General features: G+C 43.7%; 27 protein-coding genes and 1 other annotated feature. Of the genes, 22 read left to right on the top strand and 5 right to left on the bottom strand.

Annotated features, from left to right (window positions below; translation table 11 throughout):
* The first annotated feature begins 12 nt into the window (after nt 1-12).
* The 3 genes from GVJ38_RS05235 to GVJ38_RS05225 all read left to right on the top strand — a co-directional run bounded on the left by GVJ38_RS05235 (nt 13) and on the right by GVJ38_RS05225 (nt 2,638).
* Nucleotides 13-882, top strand: coding sequence for an alpha/beta fold hydrolase (locus tag GVJ38_RS05235; RefSeq protein ID WP_159722126.1), 870 nt, complete (start codon nt 13-15; stop codon nt 880-882).
* A complete protein-coding gene (locus GVJ38_RS05230; RefSeq protein WP_159722125.1) occupies nt 879-1,475 on the top strand; it encodes a hypothetical protein in 597 nt (198 codons plus the stop codon). Before GVJ38_RS05235 ends, GVJ38_RS05230 begins: the two co-directional genes overlap by 4 nt.
* 65 nt (nt 1,476-1,540) lie before the next feature.
* Nucleotides 1,541-2,638, top strand: coding sequence for a lactate oxidase (locus GVJ38_RS05225; RefSeq protein ID WP_159722124.1), 1,098 nt, complete (start codon nt 1,541-1,543; stop codon nt 2,636-2,638).
* A 64-nt stretch (nt 2,639-2,702) separates the two neighbouring features.
* On the opposite strand, the gene sdaAA is transcribed toward GVJ38_RS05225, so the two are convergent.
* Nucleotides 2,703-3,590, bottom strand: coding sequence for an L-serine ammonia-lyase, iron-sulfur-dependent, subunit alpha (sdaAA, locus tag GVJ38_RS05220; protein ID WP_159722123.1), 888 nt, complete (start codon nt 3,588-3,590; stop codon nt 2,703-2,705).
* 15 nt (nt 3,591-3,605) lie between these two features.
* Complete coding sequence (sdaAB, locus tag GVJ38_RS05215; protein WP_159722122.1) at nt 3,606-4,280, bottom strand: L-serine ammonia-lyase, iron-sulfur-dependent subunit beta; 675 nt, start codon at nt 4,278-4,280, stop codon at nt 3,606-3,608.
* A 301-nt stretch (nt 4,281-4,581) separates the two neighbouring features.
* On the opposite strand from sdaAB, the gene rplK reads away from it, so the two are divergent.
* From rplK to GVJ38_RS05180, 7 genes are all read left to right on the top strand, one after another.
* Nucleotides 4,582-5,004: a 50S ribosomal protein L11 gene (rplK, locus tag GVJ38_RS05210; RefSeq protein ID WP_159722121.1), complete on the top strand. Its 423-nt coding sequence runs from the start codon at nt 4,582-4,584 to the stop codon at nt 5,002-5,004.
* Nucleotides 5,005-5,100: 96 nt separating this feature from the next.
* A complete protein-coding gene (gene rplA, locus GVJ38_RS05205; RefSeq protein WP_159722120.1) occupies nt 5,101-5,790 on the top strand; it encodes a 50S ribosomal protein L1 in 690 nt (229 codons plus the stop codon).
* Between the two features lie 221 nt (nt 5,791-6,011).
* Nucleotides 6,012-6,138: a sequence feature (ribosomal protein L10 leader region), on the top strand.
* Nucleotides 6,139-6,273: 135 nt separating this feature from the next.
* Nucleotides 6,274-6,774, top strand: coding sequence for a 50S ribosomal protein L10 (rplJ, locus tag GVJ38_RS05200; protein WP_159722119.1), 501 nt, complete (start codon nt 6,274-6,276; stop codon nt 6,772-6,774).
* Nucleotides 6,775-6,817: 43 nt separating this feature from the next.
* Nucleotides 6,818-7,186 (top strand): 50S ribosomal protein L7/L12, encoded by a 369-nt coding sequence (gene rplL, locus GVJ38_RS05195; RefSeq protein WP_159722118.1) that lies wholly within the window; start codon nt 6,818-6,820, stop codon nt 7,184-7,186.
* A gap of 226 nt (nt 7,187-7,412) precedes the next feature.
* Entirely contained in the window at nt 7,413-7,952 is a 540-nt protein-coding gene (locus GVJ38_RS05190) for a hypothetical protein (RefSeq protein WP_159722117.1), read from the top strand.
* A 320-nt stretch (nt 7,953-8,272) separates the two neighbouring features.
* A complete protein-coding gene (locus tag GVJ38_RS05185) occupies nt 8,273-9,460 on the top strand; it encodes a class C sortase (protein WP_159722116.1) in 1,188 nt (395 codons plus the stop codon).
* 445 nt (nt 9,461-9,905) lie between these two features.
* Nucleotides 9,906-10,151, top strand: a complete 246-nt coding sequence (locus tag GVJ38_RS05180) for a GlsB/YeaQ/YmgE family stress response membrane protein (RefSeq protein WP_159722115.1) — start codon at nt 9,906-9,908, stop codon at nt 10,149-10,151.
* Nucleotides 10,152-10,250: 99 nt separating this feature from the next.
* Here the strand turns inward: GVJ38_RS05180 and GVJ38_RS05175 are convergent, their stop codons facing one another.
* Nucleotides 10,251-11,117 (bottom strand): GH25 family lysozyme, encoded by an 867-nt coding sequence (locus GVJ38_RS05175; protein WP_235032818.1) that lies wholly within the window; start codon nt 11,115-11,117, stop codon nt 10,251-10,253.
* Between the two features lie 21 nt (nt 11,118-11,138).
* Nucleotides 11,139-11,891, bottom strand: coding sequence for a hypothetical protein (locus tag GVJ38_RS05170; protein ID WP_159722114.1), 753 nt, complete (start codon nt 11,889-11,891; stop codon nt 11,139-11,141).
* A 172-nt stretch (nt 11,892-12,063) separates the two neighbouring features.
* Here GVJ38_RS05170 and GVJ38_RS05165 point away from each other — a divergent pair, with 172 nt between their 5' ends.
* From GVJ38_RS05165 to recN, 12 genes are all read left to right on the top strand, one after another.
* Nucleotides 12,064-12,564: a hypothetical protein gene (locus GVJ38_RS05165; RefSeq protein ID WP_159722113.1), complete on the top strand. Its 501-nt coding sequence runs from the start codon at nt 12,064-12,066 to the stop codon at nt 12,562-12,564.
* A gap of 78 nt (nt 12,565-12,642) precedes the next feature.
* The gene (locus GVJ38_RS05160; RefSeq protein ID WP_159722112.1) at nt 12,643-13,707 is read left to right on the top strand and encodes a M24 family metallopeptidase; all 1,065 of its coding nucleotides are present in this window, start codon (nt 12,643-12,645) and stop codon (nt 13,705-13,707) included.
* An 82-nt stretch (nt 13,708-13,789) separates the two neighbouring features.
* Complete coding sequence (efp, locus tag GVJ38_RS05155) at nt 13,790-14,347, top strand: elongation factor P (RefSeq protein ID WP_159722111.1); 558 nt, start codon at nt 13,790-13,792, stop codon at nt 14,345-14,347.
* Between the two features lie 152 nt (nt 14,348-14,499).
* The gene (locus GVJ38_RS05150) at nt 14,500-14,925 is read left to right on the top strand and encodes an Asp23/Gls24 family envelope stress response protein (RefSeq protein WP_159722110.1); all 426 of its coding nucleotides are present in this window, start codon (nt 14,500-14,502) and stop codon (nt 14,923-14,925) included.
* A complete protein-coding gene (gene nusB, locus GVJ38_RS05145) occupies nt 14,918-15,376 on the top strand; it encodes a transcription antitermination factor NusB (RefSeq protein ID WP_159722109.1) in 459 nt (152 codons plus the stop codon). The genes GVJ38_RS05150 and nusB overlap by 8 nt, the downstream gene beginning before the upstream one ends.
* A gap of 254 nt (nt 15,377-15,630) precedes the next feature.
* Nucleotides 15,631-16,485 (top strand): bifunctional methylenetetrahydrofolate dehydrogenase/methenyltetrahydrofolate cyclohydrolase, encoded by an 855-nt coding sequence (locus tag GVJ38_RS05140; protein WP_159722108.1) that lies wholly within the window; start codon nt 15,631-15,633, stop codon nt 16,483-16,485.
* Nucleotides 16,486-17,820, top strand: coding sequence for an exodeoxyribonuclease VII large subunit (gene xseA / locus GVJ38_RS05135; RefSeq protein ID WP_159722107.1), 1,335 nt, complete (start codon nt 16,486-16,488; stop codon nt 17,818-17,820). It abuts the gene before it with no gap.
* Nucleotides 17,821-18,054: an exodeoxyribonuclease VII small subunit gene (locus GVJ38_RS05130; protein WP_159722106.1), complete on the top strand. Its 234-nt coding sequence runs from the start codon at nt 17,821-17,823 to the stop codon at nt 18,052-18,054.
* Entirely contained in the window at nt 18,044-18,907 is an 864-nt protein-coding gene (locus GVJ38_RS05125) for a polyprenyl synthetase family protein (RefSeq protein WP_159722105.1), read from the top strand. Before GVJ38_RS05130 ends, GVJ38_RS05125 begins: the two co-directional genes overlap by 11 nt.
* Before the next feature lie 56 nt (nt 18,908-18,963).
* Entirely contained in the window at nt 18,964-19,785 is an 822-nt protein-coding gene (locus GVJ38_RS05120; protein ID WP_159722104.1) for a TlyA family RNA methyltransferase, read from the top strand.
* Between the two features lie 51 nt (nt 19,786-19,836).
* Nucleotides 19,837-20,286, top strand: a complete 450-nt coding sequence (locus tag GVJ38_RS05115) for an arginine repressor (protein ID WP_159722103.1) — start codon at nt 19,837-19,839, stop codon at nt 20,284-20,286.
* A gap of 63 nt (nt 20,287-20,349) precedes the next feature.
* Nucleotides 20,350-22,032 (top strand): DNA repair protein RecN, encoded by a 1,683-nt coding sequence (gene recN, locus GVJ38_RS05110; protein ID WP_159722102.1) that lies wholly within the window; start codon nt 20,350-20,352, stop codon nt 22,030-22,032.
* 80 nt (nt 22,033-22,112) lie between these two features.
* Here recN and GVJ38_RS05105 read toward each other — a convergent pair whose 3' ends face one another.
* Complete coding sequence (locus GVJ38_RS05105; protein WP_159722101.1) at nt 22,113-22,232, bottom strand: DUF4044 domain-containing protein; 120 nt, start codon at nt 22,230-22,232, stop codon at nt 22,113-22,115.
* Nucleotides 22,233-22,457: the final 225 nt, after the last annotated feature.

Raw genomic sequence — 22,457 nt, 5'->3', positions numbered from 1 at the left:
GGAGGAACGACCATGAAAAAAATAATTTTAAGTCTGTTGACTTTAGCGACCTTGATCACGTTAACGGCGTGCGGGAACGAGCAAACAAAATCAGCGACATCGGAAAAAGCGGCCAGCTCGACTAAAGCTGAACCGGCTTTTGTTAAAAGTGCGACCCCGACAGTTTATTTTCACGGCTATAGTGGGACGATCAATTCGTTTGGCGGGATGATCCATCGCCTGCAAGCAAAAGGGCTGACGAAAAAAGAAATGATCATTACCGTTCAACCAGATGGCACACTGCAAACCCAAGGTAAATTAGAAAAGAAAAAAGATAATCCCAGCATCCAAGTGTTGTTTGCTGACAATCAAAACAATGAATGGAACCAAACCGATTGGATCTATGATGTGATGCGCTATTTGAAAAAATCAGGGATCGAACAGATCAATGTTGTTGGTCATTCGATGGGAGGTGTCAGTTCGTTGCGCTATTTAGTCACGTATGGCCAACCACAAGATGCACCGAAGATCAAAAAAATGATCACGATCGGCTCGCCCTTCAATGATTTTAATGATACTTCTGCTACTCAAACCATCAAACAAGTGTTGCAAAACGGACCGACCCCAGAGTCCAGCCGTTACCATGATTATGCGCAAAATATCGACAATGTTCCGAAAAACATTTCCATTTTGATGATGGGCGGACAATTGAATGATCAGACTTTTTCTGACGGGACCGTGCCCATCACTAGTGCGCTAGGAGCTTATGCGCTGTTAAAAGAGCACGGAAATCCCATCAGTTATCGGATCATCAAAGGCGAAGACGCCCATCACAGCCAGTTGCATGAAAATCCGACAGTCGATCGGGATGTCGCTAACTTCTTGTGGGAGGCTAAGCCATGAGTTTGCTCGTGATCATGGGTCCTCCGGCTGTGGGGAAGATGACCGTGGGGCGCGAAGTTGAAAAGCGCATCACAGGCAAGCTGTTGTACAATCATCAAACGCTCGATCTATTCGCTGATTTTTTAGGCTATCGACCCGTAGCGTTCAAATTATCGGATCAAACTCGGATTGGGCTATTTAAAGCTTTTGTCAAAGCGCCCGCCCAAAATGCGACGCAGACATTGATCTTTACTGTTCAAATCGATTTTTCAAGTCGTGGAGACTGGCGCTTTCTCAAAAAAATCGCGCACATTTTTATGCGTAAAGGGCAAGCCGTTTATTTTGTCGAATTAGTTAGTTCGCTGGAGACCCGTTTGAAACGTAATCAAGGTGCGGATCGATTAGCCGCTAAACCAGCTAAGCGCGATTTGAGCGCTTCAGAAAAATTATTAGTGACCAGCCATGAAGCAGAACGCCAAACATCTGAGCTTTCAGAATTTGCCCGTCACTTGCCGCGGGTTCCCTATTTGAGACTAGTCACTGACCAATTGAGTGCCAGTGAGACAGCTGAAAAAATCTGTACTGCTTTTTTTGAAAAACACGAGTGTAAATAGTTGCTTACTTTTTGTAAGGGTGATAAGGTAATAACCGTAAAGCAAACGAAAGAGGGAATTTGGTTATGACTTATCAAGCAAGTAATGAAGAACACGAATTAGAAATTGTTAACATCGCCTCATTGGAAGCACAAGTGAAAGACCGGATGGAAAAAGGGGCGTTCGGTTATATTCGCGGCGGTTCTGAAGACGAATGGACGATGAAAGAAAATACAGTTTCATTTAATAAAAAAGCGATCATGCCACGCGTGTTACGCGGAATCGATGCAGCGGACCTCAGCACTAAACTATGGGACATCGATTTGAAGACACCGATCATCCAAGCACCATCTGCCGCTCAAGGTTTAGCTCATGAAAAAGGCGAAACCGATACGGCAAAGGGAATGGCGGAAGCTGGTTCGATCTTCTCGATTTCAACCTATGCTAACACTACGATTGAAGATGCGGCGGCCGCAGCTCCAAACGCGCCCCAATTTTTCCAATTGTATATGAGTAAAGATGACGGCTTCAACGAATTTATTTTGGATAAAGCAGTCAAAGCTGGTGCTAAAGCGATCATCTTAACAGTTGATTCAACATTAGGCGGTTACCGTGAAGAAGACGTCGTCAACCATTTCCAATTTCCACTACCAATGCCAAACTTAGCGGCTTACAGTGAACGAAGTGCGAGCGGTAATGGTGAAGGCAAAGGGATCGCCGAAATTTATGCGGCAGCTAAACAAGGTCTATTGCCAGCCGACATCAAAAAAATCAAAGACTTGACCAACTTACCAGTCTTTGTCAAAGGGATCCAATCACCAGAAGACGCAGAAGTTGCGATTGCAGCTGGTGCTGACGGGATTTGGGTTTCGAATCACGGCGGTCGTCAATTAGATGGCGGACCTGCTTCATTTGATGTTTTACCAATGATCGCAAACGTCGTCAACAAACGCGTGCCAGTCGTCTTTGATAGCGGTGTTCGTCGTGGCGAACATGTCTTTAAAGCATTAGCGAGCGGTGCAGATCTCGTTGCAGTCGGTCGTCCGATCATTTACGGGTTGAACCTTGGCGGGGCAGCTGGGGTGAAATCAGTGATGGATCACTTGAACAAAGAATTATCGATCACGATGCAACTTGCCGGTACCAAAACGATCGAAGAAGTTAAAAATACGAAATTACTATAAACCGTAATTTAAAACAAAAAACCAGTCTGCAAGTTTTTGCAAACTGGTTTTTTCTATTTAAATGTTACGCATTCACCGTTTCTTCTTTGGTTCCATAGATCTCGTCTTTGATGCGCAAACCAGTTGGCGTCGTTGCCACGCCGCCTTCTGCTGTTTCTTTGAAGATCTGCGGCATTGCGCGCCCAACTTTATACATTGCTTCCACGACTTCATCTGGTGGGATCACACTGCGAATGCCGGCTAAGGCCATGTCAGCTGAGATGAACGCTTGCGAGGCGCCCATCGCATTTCGTTTGACACACGGCACTTCAACGAGGCCGGCGACTGGGTCACAGATCAAGCCCATCACATTTTTTAGCGTGATAGCTAAAGCTTGTGAAGCCATATCAGGAGTACCGCCATTTGCTGCAACTAGTGCGGCTGCAGACATCGCACTGGCTGAACCGACTTCAGCTTGACAGCCGCCTTCAGCTCCAGAGATCGAGGCGTTGTTTGCCATTACAAGTCCAAAAGCACCAGCTGTGAATAAGAAATCTAATTGTTCTTCATGCGTCAGATTTAATTTTTCTCGTGCGGCCATCAAGACGCCAGGTAAGACTCCGGCTGAACCTGCTGTCGGCGTGGCGCAGACTAAGCCCATCTTCGCATTGACCTCATTAACGGCAATCCCGTTCCGGACAGCAGTCAAAATCGTTTCGCCACTTAAAAATTTTCCACTGTTGATGTAATCATCTAAACGTTTAGCATCTCCGCCTGTTAAGCCGGTCACGGATTTCACTCCTGCGACACCCTCTTCGATCGAGCCAGCCATCACTTCTAAATTACGTTCCATCAACGCGATGATCTCTTCTCGAGTCCGATCTGTTAATTCCATTTCTGTAGCGATCATCAATTCGCCGATCGTCGGATAAGCTTGCGCTTGTTCCACCAGTTGTTCGATTGAATAAAACATGCTATTTTCCCCTTTCTATTTGAAGTAAGTTACGCTCAAGACATCGTGAAGACTCTTGATCTCGCGGCGTAATTCATCTGCATCTTCTGGTTTATCATCGATCTCAGCTAAAATGATGCCGTTGTCGCCTTTTGTTTGCCGGGTCATCGTGACTTTTCCGATGTTCAAGCCTTTTTCAGCAAACTTGGTTGAGATCTTCGAAAGCAAGCCCGGTACATCTTGGTGAATGATGATGTAAGTCGGTACGCCCATCGAAAGGGACATGCTGTAGCCGTTCAATTCGGTGATCTGGATATTCCCGCCACCAATGGAAACTCCGGTGACAGACATTTTGAAATCGTCTTTTTTCAAATGCATCGTTACCGTGTTGGGGTGATCGGCGATTTCTTTTTTTGGAACGAATAAAACTTCCATTCCTTCTTCGTAAGCGATTTTCAACGAATCAGACAATCGAGGATCATCGGGGTCCATTCCTAAGATTCCGCCCACTAAGGCCACATCGGTTCCGTGACCGCGGTAGGTTTTAGCAAATGATTCATACAAGTCGAACTCGATTGAATCAGGCCGCTCACCAAAAATCATCCGACACACTTTCCCGATCCGAGCGGCGCCGGCGGTATGGGAACTACTCGGCCCAACCATGACCGGTCCGATGATATCAAACACACTTCGATATTTTAAAACTTCCATTATTTTAACCCTCCTTAATTGCTGCGATGAAAATCACTCAGCCATACGATTTTAGTGTAACATAATCGCTTTCACAAACAAGAGCTATTAAATTTTTATTTTGTTATTCTAAATGCTGTATCAAGACTTTCCCATAGAATTATTATTGTGGGAAAATTTGTGAAGTAGTTAAAAGGGTTTGCAATGCCGCAAAATATTTGCTAGAATGTCCTAGTGTGTTTTCAAATGAAAGCGACACAAAAGTGGGAGGAGAAATCTTGATCTCCATTAACCACATCACGGACTCAAGGAGGTATGTCTCGTGGCAAAAAAAGTAGAAAAACTCGTTAAATTGCAAATCCCTGCAGGTAAAGCAACTCCAGCTCCCCCAGTAGGTCCTGCACTAGGTCAAGCCGGTATCAACATCATGGGCTTCACAAAAGAATTTAACGCTCGTACCGCGGATCAAGCAGGTTTGATCATTCCAGTCGTGATCTCTGTATATGAAGATCGTTCATTTACATTCATCACAAAAACACCGCCAGCCGCTGTCTTACTTAAAAAAGCAGCCAAAGTTGAAAAAGGCTCTGGCGAACCAAACAAAACAAAAGTAGCGAAAGTTACAAAAGATCAAGTTAAAGAAATCGCTGAAACTAAAATGGCCGACCTAAACGCAGCTGACGTTGAAGCAGCAATGCGCATGGTTGAAGGAACTGCACGAAGCATGGGGATTACTGTCGAATAATTCCTGAACCACCAAAGCTTCTCAGTTGGCTCTTGATTGAAAAATCAGAACACGTGGGAGGTTTAACCCGTTATAACCACATAAGGAGGAAACAAAATGGCTAAAAAAAGCAAAAAAATGCAAGAAGCATTGAAAAAAGTTGATAGCTCAAAAGCATATTCTGTTGAAGAAGCAATTGCTTTAGCTAAAGAAACAAACGCAGCAAAATTTGACGCAACTGTTGAAGTTGCTTATCGATTAAGTGTTGACCCTAAAAAAGCGGATCAACAAATCCGTGGGGCCGTTGTATTACCAAACGGAACTGGGAAAACACAAACCGTTTTAGTTTTTGCAAAAGGCGAAAAAGCCAAAGAAGCAGAAGCTGCTGGTGCTGATTTCGTTGGTGACGACGATTTAGTTCAAAAAATCCAAGGTGGCTGGTTTGACTTTGACGTTGTTGTTGCAACACCAGACATGATGGCTACAGTTGGTCGTCTAGGCCGGGTCTTAGGTCCTAAAGGTTTAATGCCTAACCCTAAAACTGGTACGGTTACAATGGATGTAACGAAAGCAATCGAAGAAGTTAAAGCTGGTAAAGTAACGTACCGTGTTGATAAAGCCGGTAACGTACATGTGCCAATCGGTAAAGTATCATTTGATGATGCAAAACTAGTTGAAAACTTCAAAACGATCAATGATACATTAGTCAAAGCAAAACCTGCAACGGCTAAAGGTCAATACATCAAAAATATCTCAGTAACGACAACATTCGGACCTGGGATCCACGTTGAACAAGGTTCATTTTAATCAGAATCATGCTGAGAAACACAGCGCTTGTTTTTTGAGTAAGAGCTGATGTTGAACAGTATTAGACGACTGGAAGGAGCTTAGCCACCATAGTTGGTGCGCGTAAACCTGACAGAACTGATGATGATTATTACTGGGCGAACAACGTGAGCGGAGTCTCTATACGTAAATTATCAATTTATTCTTGACTCAACTATCTTGTCTATGATAAGGTAGTTGAGGTTAAGAATTTAACTGTACCGAAGACAGTAGGTGACGCAAGTCTTAATTTCCTACCGAGGACAATTATTGAGAACATTCAATAGTCCCTCTATGTCTACGGTGGCATGGAGTTTTTTTGTGTGTTTGTCACTTTTTTATTTATAAAAGAGCTGGCAAATAGCACGGGGCGATTAATGGGAGCGGAGTTTCTTTTAAAAGAAACAAGCTATTATTAGTTTGTCAAAAAAACTCTTCCATCAAAATCAGGAGGTGAAATATACAATGAGTGAAGTAGCAATCGCTAAAAAAGCTGCAATCGTTGATGACGTTACGAAAAAATTCGAAGCAGCTACTTCAGCTGTCATCGTTGACTACCGCGGTTTAACTGTAGAAGAAGTCACTGAACTTCGGAAACAATTACGTGAAGCTGACGTTGAAATGAAAGTTATCAAAAATTCGATCTTATCTCGGGCGGCTAAACAAGCTGGCTTAGATGGTTTGGATGAAGTCTTCACTGGTCCGACTGCGATCGCATTTTCAAATGAAGATGTTGTTGCACCAGCAAAAATCATTGCTGAATTTGCAAAAAATGCAGAAGAACTAGAAATCAAAGGCGGGATCATCGAAGGAAAAGTGGCTTCAATCGAAGAAATCACTGCTCTTGCGAAATTACCAAACCGCGAAGGTCTTTTATCTATGCTTTTATCTGTTTTACAAGCACCAGTCCGCAACGTGGCTTATGCTGTCAAAGCAGTCGCAGAAAAAGAAGACGAAGTAGCTTAATCGCTGCATAAAAAAATTATTTATAAAACGGAGGAAACTTAAAATGGCATTGAACATTGAAAACATTGTCGAAGAACTTAAAGGCGCGACAATCTTAGAATTAAACGACTTAGTAAAAGCTATCGAAGACGAATTTGGCGTAACGGCTGCTGCTCCTGTAGCTGCTGGTCCTGCTGCTGCTGAAGGTGGCGCTGCTGAACAAACAGAATTCACTGTTGAATTGACTTCTGTCGGCGACCAAAAAGTTAAAGTTATCAAAGCAGTTCGTGAAGCAACTGGCTTAGGCTTGAAAGAAGCTAAAGCTGTAGTTGATGGCGCTCCTGCACCAGTTAAAGAAGGCGTTTCTAAAGAAGAAGCAGAAGAATTAAAAGCTGCTTTAGAAGAAGTTGGCGCTGGCGTTACCTTAAAATAATCACTTTTGATTGTTTAAAAGTCAGTCATCTCAAGTTGAGGTGGCTGGCTTTTTTTGTTGCACTAAAACGTATGGAAAAAATTTTGTGATCCTTGAATATGAGCCGCTAGTCTAAAAGATAGTAACAAATAAAAAAATTAGTCGAAACTGTTCAGCAAAAAAATTTGCTGAGCAGTTTCTTTTTTGCGAAAAGTTTCGTTTATAACAATGAGAGGACGTGGCAAAAATGAAAAATACGAATGAACCATTTACGTTGTATCAACTATTCAATTTGAAAATGATAACGTTAGAACGCCGTTTTAAAAAAGTTTACGCAGAAAAAGGTGATCCTGACATGATGGTGCAGCTGGTTTATATTTTACAAATTCGTCAACGTCTAGTCGCTCATCCAGTGGAGTGTCCTTGTCGACAATTGATTCGTGACATTTTTCAGACTCAACGCATTCGTCGCAAATTAAAACGCTATCTTTATTTCTTTCAGACTTACTTCACGACCGAAGAATGGAAAAAACTCCTAGCTAAAACCGTTGTGAGCGTTCATCAGTTAGTGCGAGTGATCGAGCAATGGGTGAACCATTTTTTGCGCTGCATTCAAACACCGATCCAAGTGTTAAACAACTATTTACGGCAGAAACCGCGAATAGCAGTGGGGACTGTGACAGTTAAAAAAAGTAAAAAATTGAGGGAATCAAATTGGAAACAATTCTTGATCAAAATAATAATTTTAGCTTATGCTATTACCGACATAGCGGCTGTTTATTTTTGAATTAATTCAAGAAGTGTTCAGTATTTTTGACTATGGTTAGTATTATTTGTGCTGGAAAAATTTGTTTTCAGAATTTAATGCGGGAGAAGTTACTAATTTCAAATCTGAGATAATCGCTCACTTGTATAACCAATTCAACGTAGATTTCTATCAGTAGGTGAGTTGAGTTGGGGATCAGGCTTAGATTTAAAAAAATCACACCAAGCAACAGCCGAGGTGTAACCCAATTTCATTTTAAAATCAAAAAAATTAGAGAAACTTCAAAATGAAGTTTCTTTTTTTTCGGTGGATATGAGAAAATAACGGTGGGGAGGTGCCTTATGCAAACTAAACCAACACGCGATGATAAAATAAATTTAGGTTTACGCTTGTTGATGGCGCTGTTGTTCATGATGGGCTTTTTGATATTCATGTATCCGTTTGTTGTGGATTCGATCAATAATTTTATCGACCAGTACAGGTTAGCGCAAGTCCAGCAAGCGATGGATAAGAACCATCATGAGCAAGCAAAAAAACGAGTCGCTCAATTAAAAAAAGAAAATGAAAAAAATAAAACACAGATCCCCGGAGTAGGACAGTTTGATGATCCGTTTGATGAGACGCAGCATAAGATGCAGAGCCCGCAAAAAGAGTATTTCCTGGATCGAACGATTGGTGCGCTGTTTATTCCGAAGATCAATGTCAGTTTGCCAGTGTTTGATCGAACGAGTGATGTGTTGTTGGATAAAGGTGCGACGGTTTTGCAAGGGACTTCATATCCAGTGGGCGGGCGCGATACACATGCGGTTATCACAGGTCATACTGGTTTGCCGGATAAAAAATTATTTACTGATCTAGATCAATTGGGAATGCGGGACCAGTTTTTTTTGCATATCGGCGATCAGAAATTAGCGTATGCAGTCGATCAGATCAGGGTTGTGAAGCCTGATGACTTGGAGTCTTTGAAGATCCAAGCAGGAAGAGACATCGTGACGCTTTTGACATGTACGCCTTATGGGATCAATAGCCATCGCTTGCTCGTGACGGGAAAACGAATTCCGTATCCGAAATCAGCGACTAAAAAAATCGAACAGACAAAGAACTATCATCTGTATCGGTTAGTAGGATTGCTGATCGGTTGTGGGGTCTTTTTACTGCTCTTCTTTTATTTTGTTTGGCGCAAGATCATTCTTTACCAAAGCCGCAAACGGAATTTTGATCTAGTTTTTTATTTACAAAAAGCTGGTAAGCCACAAGCTGGTGTAACCTTTGACTTAATGATGCGACGTGGAAAGCAACCGGTAAAAGTAGCGGATCAAATCGTTCAAGCAGTCAGTGACGCAAATGGGAAAGTGGAATTGAAGCAGCTGCCAGGGGACATTTATTATTTGAATAGTAAATTTGATCTGCCGCAGATCAAAGCAAAAGTGTGGCGCTTGAAAGATCGGCAGTTCAAAGTGATCGCAAGACGAAAATTTTTGCGTAAAGCAAAAAGTGCTCACAAAAAACGCTACTTCATAGAGCTTTGATTCGTGCCAAGAAGCAACTGTCAGCTGGCAGTTGCTTCTTTTGTTTCATTCACTTGGTAAAAGTTTTTTATTTTCAAATTCATTTGAGGAGCTGCGTGATTGGTTGAGTGGATAGCCGCGTTGATAAAATTCAAGATTCAAAATAAAAAGCGTGAGAAATGAGCATTTTGTTAAAATGTGCTATCCTTAAGTAGAAGCTGTTCTTTAAAGTTTGTTAATTTCAACGAGGCCAGTTCGCCTTTGCGCTTTAGCGGATAAAGTTGAATGGTATACGGCTTGAGGAACTGCAAAAATTTTTAGCTAAAAATTTTAACCTTAATACGAAAAAGGATGCCAGTTCGCCTTTGCGCTTTAGCGGATGAAGTCGAATGGTATACGGCTTGAGGAACTGCAAAAATTTTTGGCTAAAAATTTTAACCTTAATACGAAAAAGGAGGAGAGACCCATGCATTTTATTTGGATGTTGATCGTTGGTGCAATTATTGGTGCGATTGGTGGCGCGATCTCCGGAAAAGGCGAGAAGATGGGCTGTTTGTACAATATTATCGCTGGCCTAGTCGGTTCGTTTGTCGGTCAAGGGATCTTAGGTGACTGGGGCCCGCATTTAGCTGGAATGGCTTTGATTCCGTCAATCATCGGAGCGGTTGTCGTCGTGGCTGTCGTATCTTATTTTGTCGGTCGGAACCGTTAAAAAATGGTTCGTTACATTTGGCAAAATCAGTTAGTGTTCAAATGAATTTACGTACTCAAAAAAGCTCGCAGTCAACTTAACGACTGCGAGCTTTTTGCGTTAACTAAAGGTTCCCCAAGCTGGTCCAGTACGGGTGGTGCCGTCTGATGTTCCCGAAGCTAAATAGCCAAAAGTTCCATCACTTCTTTTTTGTTGAAGCCAGACATGACCATTTTGATGGTTGAAGGCGAGATACTCCAACACTTCACCTGCGGGCAAAAGCGCGATGATCGGGGCGTCACTTGCCGGTGCTTGTCGTAAATGAATCGCCGTCTGTAAGGTGAACTGACCATTTTCGGCATGTCCCCATGGTGCAGGGATTTCTTGTGACTGCGTGAAAAAGTCCAATTTTTTGCGACCGCTTAATCGATTGAGATCGAGCGGACCTTGGTAACCAGTCAGCCAGCCGTTTGAAGTGTATTGATGCAAGTCGAACTGGTCCGTAGCGGTTGGATCGGTTTCATAGTAGCCGGAGTCAGTCCCATAAGTCGGCAGCCAAAGCGCGTCAAAATTTTCCGTCAGAAGATTAAACTTATGGTATAAGTGGTTGGCGATGTAGACACCGACTTTTTGCTCGGTGAGGGATTTTAATTTAAAACGGAAAGCTTCCACGCCACCGCGCATGTCGGTCATCGATTGTTCTTCAACATCCAACCAGTAAAAAGTCGGGTCAAATGATTTTGCTCGTTCATAAAAAATACAAGCTTCAGCTTCCATATCAACGTGATCGGTCCCGCGCACCCAAGCGTAAACGGCCACGGGAATCCCCAAAGCTTTGAAACGTTGCAAGTGAGTAGCGTAATGGCGGTCACAATAAGCTGAGCCGTATTGGACGCGAACGATGACGTGACTGATCTGTTGGGCGATCGCGGTGTAATCAAAATTTGTGGGGACTTGCCATTCACTGATATCTAAAATTGGTTTCATCTGGATTCCTACTTTCTAAGATTATTCTGGTTCATAGCCGTAAAGTTCGCAATAGTCAGCGACTGCTGCTTGTCGCCTTACTTCGACAAACGCGGTAAACAGATCGCCATGTGTGCAGTGCCAAATGTGTAAATTTTTTTTGCGGCTGAGCTTACTAGTGAACGGGGTGTGAGTCAACTGCAAAAATTCTAACGGCGAGCGCAAGACGGCGGGGCCCCACTCGACTTGAAAATCACGTTTGAAACAAGCGTGCAAAGCAAGTCCGTTGATGGCAGCTTTTTCTAATGAATGGATTTGGATCGGGGAGACGACGCGCAAGCCATTCGTCATCTCGACGATCGTTCGTTGTTCTGAAAGCGTTATTTGGTAGATCATGGCGGGATTGAGCCAGATGCCGTGGGTCGCTTTTTCCAGCGGGACTAACACAAAGCGTGAGTTTGTGACGGGGGTTTTGTATTGTGCAAAAGGGAAAACGGTTTTGATCGCGGCTTGGATCTGTTTGGGGTCAGCTAAGTGTAAGGTATGAGCAAAAGTCGTGAGTAGCTGTTGGGTTTGCTGAGTGGCGATCGCATAGTGGTCAGCGTAAATGACTACCGTTAGATTTTTCCCGGGAAAAGGGAGTAGTGCAATGAATTCATTGCGTTCATTGTGGTCGAAGACGGTCCCGGATTCAAGCAGTAAATTCCAAGCGGCGCTAGCAATTTTAGTGTCTAGCAGGGGGAAGGTTTTAGCAAAATAATTTTGGTTGTTTTGGGGAATTTTTAGCGTAGCCATCAAATGATTCGCTCCTTAGATCAAATTTATTAAGCGCTTACATTAAACCTTTTTTTACGTCATCAAATAGCAAAATCGGAGGAAATTAATGAAAAATTAATTTTGTGAGTCGTGATTGGAAAAGTTATTTTTAAGTCGCTAGTCAGCAAATAAAAATTTGGAGGCGACCGAGATGACCGATCAAGTGTATGAACGTTTATTACGACAGTATCAACCTTTGATGATGAAAGTAATGTGTCGATGCCAAGTGAAAAAAAGCCAGCCAGACTATGAAGACTATGTCCAGATTTTGCGTTTAGCGTTGTTTCAAAAAAGCCAAGTGCGTGACTTGTCGATTCCTAATCGTAGGACGGTCACCTTGCTGTACAATTTTTTTCTGTGGCAAGTACGCGATACGCAGCGGCGACAAAAACGCTTTGAAGAGCTGGTCGAAAAAGTGCTGCAAACTCCGCCAGCCCAACAGACAGCGTTTGAGACGACACTGGAGTTGCACGACCAATTGACGCGCAGTTTTCCCGCTTTGACTTTTGGCGAACAGCGTTATTTAGCTGGCAGTTTGTGTTACAAACTTTCACCGATGGAGATGAGCCGCTATTACGCGGTCAGTCATACAGCCGTTTTGAAATGGCGGAAACGTTTGAAAAAACGGTGGTGCGCGTTAGATTTTTTTTAACGGCGCAACAGGCAGTTTCAGCCAACGTTTTCTCAAAAATTTTGTTATACTGGAATTGACTGGATTGGGGGAGATGGAATGTTAAACAGAATTGAAAAATTACGACAAGGAATGCAAGCGCAAGTCATGGATGCGTTTTTTGTCACGAGCTCAGAAAATTTACGCTATTTGACTGGTTTCACTGGTACAGCAGGATATGCGCTCATCACGTTGGATCACGCGTATTTCATTACGGATTTTCGTTATGTAGAGCAAGCCCAAGAACAGACAGAAGGTTTCCAGATCATTCAGCAACAAGGTCCGGCAGCAGATGCGATCGTGAAGTTGATCGAGCAAGATCAGTTGTCTGTCGTGGGCTTTGAAGATGACTTTGTGACGTATGCTGAGTATTCGGTCTTTGAAGAAAATTTCGACGTGGAACTTGCACCTGCTAGTGGCATGATCGAATTTTTACGGGAGCAAAAAGATGATGCTGAAGTCGCGTTGATTCAAAAAGCGTGTGAGATCGCCGACGCGGGCTTCGATTATATTTTAAAAACGATCCGCCCTGGGATGACCGAGATCGAAGTCGCGAATCAATTAGATTTTTATATGCGTTCGCTGGGAGCCAGCGGGGTGTCGTTTGATACGATCGTAGCAAGCGGTTATCGTTCTGCGCTACCTCATGGGGTGGCAAGTGAGAAAAAAATCGCGCAAGGCGACTTGATCACCTTAGATTTCGGCTGTGTTTATCAAGGGTATGTTTCTGATATCACACGGACTTTTGCGATCGGTGATCCAGGCGAAGGGTTGAAAGAGATCTACCAGATCGTCTTGCATGCCCAAGAAGCGGTGATCAAAGCGTGTAAGCCGGGCGTTTCTGGTAGCCAACTAGATCAAGTGGCACGCCAGATCATCACGGATGCGGGCTTTGGCAAAGAGTTTGGGCACTCCACTGGTCACGGGATCGGACTAGCGATCCATGAAGGTCCAAATCTAGCTGCCTCAAATGATCGGCTGTTGAAAGTCGGAAATGTTGTTACAGATGAACCGGGGATCTATGTGCCTGGCTTAGGCGGTGTTCGGATCGAAGACGACTTGCTGGTGATTCCAGACGGGAACCGGCGCTTGACGAATGCGACAAAAGAATTGATCATTCTCTAGTAAAGGGTTCGCATCTGGCGATAATTAATGATAAACTAAAGGCAAATTGATTTTTAGAGGAATGTCAAGGAGGAATTTTTTCATGATTTCAGTAAATGATTTTAAAACTGGCTTAACGATCGAATTTGATGGCGGGATTTGGCGGGTCGTAGATTTCCAACACGTGAAGCCAGGTAAAGGTGCAGCATTCGTTCGTTCTAAATTAAAAAATCTGCGGACTGGTGCCGTGCAAGAAAAAACGTTCCGAGCGGGTGAAAAAGTCGCCAAAGCACAAATCGACAATCGCAAAATGCAATACTTGTATGACGATGGCGAAAATTATGTGTTTATGGATGTCAATAACTATGAACAAATCGAGATCCCGCAAGCGCGGATCAAAGACGAGATGATGTATGTCTTAGAAAATACCGAGATCAATGTGATCATGTACGGCTCGGAGATCTTAGGGGTAGATTTACCTAATACGGTTGTGTTAGCAGTAGCAGAGACCGAACCAAATATCAAAGGCGATACTTCTTCTGGGGGCGGGAAACCTGCGACGATGGAGACTGGCTTAGTGGTCAACGTGCCGTTTTTCATCAACCAAGGCGACAAACTCGTGATCAACACAACTGACAACAGCTACGTGTCACGTGCGTAATCGTGAGCAAGACTAGTTTCTTCTATTATATAGAAGAAGCGATATACTGCTTCAATTGAGAACTAGTAGAATGGTATACGGCCTGAGAATCAGTAGAAGTTTAACTAAAACTTCTTACTTTAATACGAAGATACGAAGAAGGAGAATTTCACATGGCAGAAGAAAAAGATTTAGTTTTAAGTGAAAACCAAGACTTAGGCGAGATCATCATCGCGCCGGAAGTCATTGAGATCATCATTGGGATCGCAGCTGCCAAAGTGCCGGGCGTTTACGGCATGCGGGGTTCTTTAGCCAGCAACGTGACGGAATTGTTCGGCAAGGCGTCCCACGGCAAAGGTGTTTATTTGACCAATGACGAGAATGGTCTGAAAGTTGATATTTACACGTATTTAGATTATGGGATCTCTGTTCCTAAAGTGGCGATGGAAATGCAAGAAAAAGTGAAACAGCAAGTTTTATTTATGACCGACGTCGAGTTATTGGAAGTTAATATCCATGTCGTTGGAGTGGTTGCGGAAAAAATGGAACAACCGACATTAGAAGAATTATTCAATGATGAAGAGGAAAAAAATGAGTAAAGAATTATCACGGCACGAGATTCGGGAAAAAGCCTTACAAGCTTTGTTCCCGCTAGATTTCAATCAAGAATTGACTAAAAATGATGCGATCGAAAACGCGTTGGCTTTAGATCACTCAGCGTTTATTTCAGAAGATGAAGACGCCTTTGTTCCTGCTTATTTGGACCAGCTGGTAGGTGGCGTGTTAGAACACAAAGCTGAACTTGACCAGATCATCCAAAAACATTTGCGCAAAAACTGGTCCATCACTCGGATCGCAAAAATGGATCTGATCATTTTACGTTTAGGGATCTACGAGATGCTTTACACATCCGAAGTGCCCAATAAAGTTGTTTTAAATGAAGCTATCGAACTAGCCAAGACGTTCAGTGATGACCAATCACGAAAATTCGTAAATGGGATCTTATCAAACGTCATGAAAGACATCGACGAAGCTGGGGAAAATATCTAATCAGATATTTTTCCCAGCTTTCGAGCTTTTTATTGCTCGTTACACAAAACGGGTTAATTTTTTTTATTTATTTTTCCTGAAAGGCTAGCCAAGCGGAAAAGAAATCCATAAAATGAAGACTAGATGCATGTAGTTCGCTCAACTTAGAAAAAATAAATCAGCAACGTTTGACTAAGCAACGTGACTATCAGGCTCCGTTTTAGCAACAGCTGAGCGGACAAAAGTTAATCAAATCAAAATTGGAAGTGAGTCAGATGGGAACTATCATCAACGGAAAAGAATTAGCGGAAAAATTACAACAGCAGACTGCTTCAGAGGTCAAGGCGCTCGAAGCACAAGGGATTCGTCCCGGACTAGTCGTGTTATTAGTCGGCGAGGAAGGACCTAGCCAGATCTATGTGAAGAATAAACAATTGGCTGCCGAAAGGATCGGCTTACGCTCCAAGGTCATGCGCTACCCAGCGGATGTGTCTGAATTGGAATTGTTAGAAGCCATCGAGACATTTAATGACGATCCTGCTTACCATGGGATCTTAGTTCAATTGCCGTTGCCTAAGCACATTGATGAAGAAAAAGTCCTACTTGCCATTGATCCTCATAAAGATGTCGATGGGTTCCATCCGCTGAATTTAGGACGCTTATTTGCTGGGGTCCCAGAGACGATTCCTTGCACGCCCTATGGGATCATGAAAATGTTTGAAGCGTATGAGATTGAATTAGCTGGTAAACGAGCGTTGATCATCGGGCGGAGCAATATCGTCGGTAAACCGATGGCGCATTTGTTGTTAGCAGCAGATGCTACGGTGACGATCGCCCATTCTAAAACGAAAAATCTAGCGGCATTAGCACGGGAAGCCGATATTTTAGTCGTAGCGATCGGTCAAGGTAATTTTGTCACGCAAGAATTCATCAAACCTGGGGCCGTCGTGATCGATGTCGGAATGAACCGGGATGCAAATGGCAAACTGCAAGGTGATGTGAATTTTGCTGAGGTCGAACCACTGGCAAGCTTTATCACGCCAGTACCCCGCGGAGTGGGTCCGATGACGATCACGATGTTGATGCAGCAAACAGTCGAAGCGTGTCGGCGGCAGGAACTAGGTGAATAGATGAGCCAAGATTATTTAACCGTCAGTGCGTTGACGAAATATATCAAGCGCAAATTTGATGTTGATCCATACTTGGAACGCGTTTATTTGACGGGTGAGATCTCAAATTTTCGTTTACGGCCAAACCATCAATATTTTAGTTTAAAAGACGACCGTGCCAAGATCAGTGCGGTGATGTTCAAAGGAGCGTTCCAAAAATTAAAATTCACGCCAAAAGAAGGCATGAAAGTGCTCGTGGTGGGCCGGATCACACTGTATGAAGCCAGTGGGAATTACCAGATCGCCATTGAACACATGGAACCAGATGGTGTTGGGGCTTTGTACCAGGCACTAGCTGAATTGAAAGACAAATTGAATCGGGAAGGCTTATTCAACTTACCGAAAAAAAACTTACCACGATTTCCGAAAAAAATCGCTGTCTTGACTAGTCCGTCAGGCGCGGTGATTCGTGACATTATGACGACAGTGCAGCGACGTTATCCGATCGTCCAGCTAGTGTTGTTTCCAACGGTCGTCCAAGGTGAAAATTCCGCGCCTAGTATTATCAAAAATATTCAGCGCGCAGAAGCCATTGGGGATTTTGACACGTTGATCATCGGGCGCGGTGGCGGTTCGATTGAAGATCTGTGGTCATTTAATGAAGAAAAAGTCGCGCGTGCGATCGTGGATTGTCCAATTCCGGTGATTTCATCAGTCGGGCATGAGACAGACACGACGATCGCTGATCTAGTGGCAGATGTGCGGGCGGCCACGCCTACCGCGGCGGCAGAATTAGCGGTACCGGTCTTATCAGAAGAAGTGTTGCGGATCAAGGAAAAACAAAGTCGACTAGAACAAGCTTTTTTAAATCAAATGGAACGAAAAAAAGCTCGTTTTGCCCATGTGAAAGAATCCTATATTTTTCGGCAGCCGCAACGTTTGTATGAAGCGCAAACTGTGCAGCTGGACACATTGAAACAACGGTTGCAGCAAAGTTTGACATTACAAGTTCATCAAAAAGAAAAAGAATTACTGCAACAGACAGCCCGGTTAGAGCAAGTCACCCCTAAAAATCAAGTCGCGCAAGCTCTTCAGACGGTGACTTATTTAGATCAGCGATTGCAAGAACAAATGAACAATTACGTAGAACAAAAAAATCAACGGCTAAAACAAGCCATCAATGCGTTAGATTTATTGAGCCCGCTCAAGATCATGGGACGCGGCTATACGTATACGGTGCAAGAAAAACAAGTCATCCATTCGGTGGCTCAATTGAAAAAAGAACCTGTTACGATCCACTTTGCCGATGGGACGGCGCAAGCCCAAATCACAGCGATAAAAAAGGAAGAAGACTAAATGGAAAAACAAAGCTTTGAAGAATCATTAGCGCAATTAGAACAGATCGTCACACAATTAGAACGGGGCGATGTTCCGTTAGAAGAAGCGTTGAGCGCGTTTCAAAAAGGTATGGTTTTAAGTAAACAGTGCCAAGATACGTTGACGAAAGCGGAAAAAACTTTGACGAAAATGATGACTGAAACCGATGAAGAAGTGCCGTTTGATTCAGAGGAGGCAGGAGATGCTACCTGAGCTGACGTTAGTTGAACAAGAGATGACGCGCTTTATCACTGCAAACACGACTGATGAACGGTTGAAAGAAAGCATGTTGTATTCAGTTGAAGCAGGTGGCAAACGATTGCGGCCTCGGCTCGTCCTCGCGACGGTGACAGCATTTGATAAACCGATCACGACTGGCGCGGTCCAAGTTGCGGCGGCTTTAGAAATGATCCACACTTATTCGTTGATTCATGACGATCTACCGGCAATGGATAATGATGACTTGCGCCGCGGCTTGCCGACGAATCATAAAAAATTTGGGGAAGCGCTGGCGATCTTAGCGGGTGATGGGTTGCTGACTGCGGCATTTCAATTAATTAGTGAAGCAGAACTTCCAAGCGATAAAACGGTTTTATTACTGCAAAAATTAGCTCAAGCTGCCGGAACTGCTGGCATGGTGGCCGGTCAAGCCGGAGACATTCAAGCTGAAGATCACCCAATCCCTCTCAGTCAATTGCAAAAGATCCACCAAGGTAAAACGGGGGCATTGTTAACTTATGGCTTATTGGCTGGCGGAATTTTAGCGGATCAGACGGATTACGTGTTGGAAAGATTAGCTGAACTAGGACACCATCTTGGTTTAGCTTTTCAGATTCGCGATGATCTGTTGGATGTGCTAGCTACGACAGAAGAATTAGGTAAAACGGCCGGCAAAGATGCAGCAGCTGCTAAAAGTACGTACCCGGCTTTGTTAGGATTGGCGGAAGCGAAAAAAGCGTTGGCGACTGAACTAGCTCAAGCTGGAACGTTACTGACTGATTTAGCCCAGACCGCAACTTTCAACCCGCAAGCGTTACAAGAAGTGGTAACAGCTTTAGCGTTGTAGCACGTATGAAAGTTTTGAACGGAGCGCTTTGTTTGACAAGATAGGAGCAAAAGACGATGAAAAAAGAACGCGTAGATGTTTTGGCGTTTGACCAAGGTTTGTTTGAAACACGAGAAAAAGCCAAACGAGCGGTGATGGCGGGTCAAGTTTACAATCAAAAAAATAATGAGCGGTTCGATAAGCCAGGAGAAAAAATCGCCAGCGACACTCGATTGACTGTCAAAGGTCAAAGTTTGCGCTATGTATCCCGCGGCGGCTTGAAATTGGAGAAGGCGTTACATGATTTTGATATCACAGTCAAAGATAAGATCATCTTGGATATCGGCTCGTCTACCGGTGGCTTTACCGATGCGGCGTTACAAAATGGCGCGCGTTTGAGTTATGCGCTAGATGTCGGCCAAAATCAGTTAGCGTGGAAATTACGCCAAGATCCACGCGTGATCGTGATGGAACGCACGAACTTTCGCTACAGTCAGCCAGCCGATTTCACAGCGGGTCAGCCGCAGTTTGCAACGATTGATGTCTCCTTTATCTCGTTGAAATTGATCTTGCCGCCGCTCCACGCTATTTTAGTGGAAGGCGGCGATGTGATCGCGCTGATCAAACCGCAATTTGAAGCGGGCAAAGAATTCGTCGGCAAAAAAGGAATCGTGCGTGATCCGAAAACCCACGTCAAAGTGCTGACAGAAGTGACAGAATTTGCGCAGGCGGCAGGGTTTGATATTCCGGAATTAACCTATTCACCGATCACTGGCGGCGAGGGGAACATCGAATTTTTGGCTCATTTGCGTTCCGTCGATGGAACTGGACAACTAGAGCCCAAAATCTCACTGACTGAAGTGGTAAAAGCAGCCCATGAACAGTTAGAACGGGCTTAGAATTACTAGCAGGCTACAAAAGAAAACCGCATTACATTAGGAGTGGGAAATGTGCGTAAATTAGAACGCCAACAATTGATCACACAATTATTAGCTGAATATGATATCAAAAAGCAAGAAGACTTCGTGGAGATTTTGAAAAAACGCGGAATCACAGTGACACAAGCTACGATCTCACGAGACATCAAAGAGATGAAATTGATCAAAGTTCCAGCGCGAAACGGTGGCTACCGCTACAGTTTACCAGCGCAAACAGAAGAAAATTTAGCGGATAAACTGACGAGTCTGCTAAAAGAAGCCTTTGTAGCAGTCGACCAAATGGAAAAATTTGTCAGCTTAAAAACATTGCCCGGCAATGCTTCAGCGGCCGCTAATTTGTTAGAACGCTATTTTGAACTATTCGCGATCTTAAATGATGACGACAGCGTCTTGATGATCGCTAAAACCGAAGCAGCCGCTGAAACTGTGGCGGAAAAAATCCGTGCAAGCCAAGAAGCTTAAAGCGAAAAAAGCGCTAGCCGTTTTTTATGGTAAGCGAGTCTACTTTATAAAAGAGGAGAAGCCATGTTACAAGAATTGACGATCAAAAACTTTGCTATCATCTCGACCTTGCAATTGTCATTTACTGGCGGCATGACCGCTTTGACAGGAGAAACTGGTGCAGGGAAATCCATCATCATCGACGCTGTCAGTTTGTTGGCCGGTGCGCGTTCATCGGTGGATTATATTCGGCAAGGTAGTGAAAGTTGTGTGTTGGAAGGTTTATTTGATCTGCCGAAACAAACTGAGTTTTTGGAACTGGCCGCTGAGTTGGGGATCGAGACCGATGAAGGCCAGTTGATTGTGCAACGCGATTTGAATCTTTCGGGTAAAAGTGTCAGCCGAGTCAATGGACGGATCGTGACGCTGGCCAACTTGCGCCGGATTGGTCGTTTCTTAGTGGATATCCAAGGTCAAAACGATCATCAAGAATTGATGCGGCCGGAACATCATTTAGGTTTGCTGGATGCTTTTGGCGATAAAAAATTTCAACAGCAACTCCAAAGTTATCAGCAAGCATTTGCTGCCTACAATGAGTTGCGTAAAAAGGTCAGCCGTTTTCAAAAAAATGAGCAATCTTTTGCACAACGCGTGGATATGTTGACTTTTCAACAAGATGAGATCGCGACTGCTGAACTTGAAGTAGGAGAAGAAGAAAGACTAAAAGATGAACGCGAGAAGCTGGTGAATTATCAAAAGATCGTCGACGCGCTGTCTTATAGCTATCAGGCGTTGACAAGTGAAGAAGCCAGTGCATTAGATGCGATCGGCTCTGCCAGTCAAGAGCTCCAAACGATCGCCGGTTTAGATGCTGATTTTCAAACGATCTCAGATGATGTCCATTCGGCTTATTATTTATTGCAAGATGCGGCTAGTCAGATCGGCCGGCAATTGGATCTATTAGAACTAGACGAACAACAACTGGAATTTGTCGCGGAACGTTTAGATCTGATCCATCAGCTAAAACGTAAATACGGTGATTCCATTGAAGCGATTTTGAGCTACTATGACAAAATCAGCCAAGAGTTGTTAGAATCAGATTTTTCTGGTGATAAGTTAGAAAAAATGGAAGTGGAATTACACGAGCAGGCGCAACAGTTGCAAGTCCAAGCCAAAACGATTCACGACGCGCGGCTGACGTTAGCACAACAATTAGAAAAAGCGGTGCAGCATGAATTAAAAGAGTTGTATATGGAAAATGCGCGTTTCAAAGTGGAATTCAAAGCGATCGAGTTTAGTGGAAACGGTTGTGATGAAGTGGAGTTTTACATCACTACCAACCCGGGGGAACCTTTGAAACCGTTAGTGAAGGTAGCGTCAGGTGGAGAGATCTCGCGGGTGATGCTAGCCCTTAAAACGATTTTTTCAAAAACGCAAGAATTGACGAGTATCGTCTTTGATGAGGTAGACACAGGCGTCAGCGGTCGGGTCGCACAAGCGATCGCCGATAAGATCTACCAGATCGGGCAAAATTCGCAAGTGCTGTGTATCACCCATTTACCACAAGTCGCCGCCTGTGCTGACCATCAACTCTTCATCAAAAAAGAAGTCAAAGCCGGCCGCACGATCACAAAAGTAGAAGAGCTTTCTGAAGCTGAACGGATCGAAGAAATCGCCCGGATGCTAGCTGGTGCAGAGATCACGCCGCTGACTTTGCAGCACGCCAAAGAATTATTGGAAATGGCTCAAACGGAAAATCGGGCTTGATCATTCCTTTTGTCGCAACGGTTGGGAAATTTCAACCCATAAAAAAAGACCCGCCGCGCATTTGCGGCCGGTCTAACTGTTTATTGTAAGACGCTGACGATACTTCCGAACACTAAGGAGCCGATCGTCAAAATCAACATCGTCCAGATGACGACTTTCGTTACTTTAGAAAAAGTGCTGTTTGATTTTTTGTTATTCATGGCACTCACCATCCTTTGCGGAATCTTCGTGACTATTGTAGCGTGTTTCCTGCTTGGGCGCAAATGTTCTTTTTGCAAAAATGAAATCATTAATAAAATTTATAAGTTAGCCTCACATGAAATAGTGAAACGCTTTTTTGCGGAAATTGAAATAATTTTTAATTCTTGTTTAATCTCGGCTACTTAAAGTAAAATTGAAATCAAGCTGTAACGAGGATCGCGTAT

Origin of the sequence: Enterococcus sp. CSURQ0835, assembly GCF_902706605.1 — a bacterium.
GTDB lineage: Bacteria > Bacillota > Bacilli > Lactobacillales > Enterococcaceae > Enterococcus_A.
Note: the sequence above shows the minus strand (reverse complement) of the source record. Positions and strands in the feature narration are given on the sequence as shown.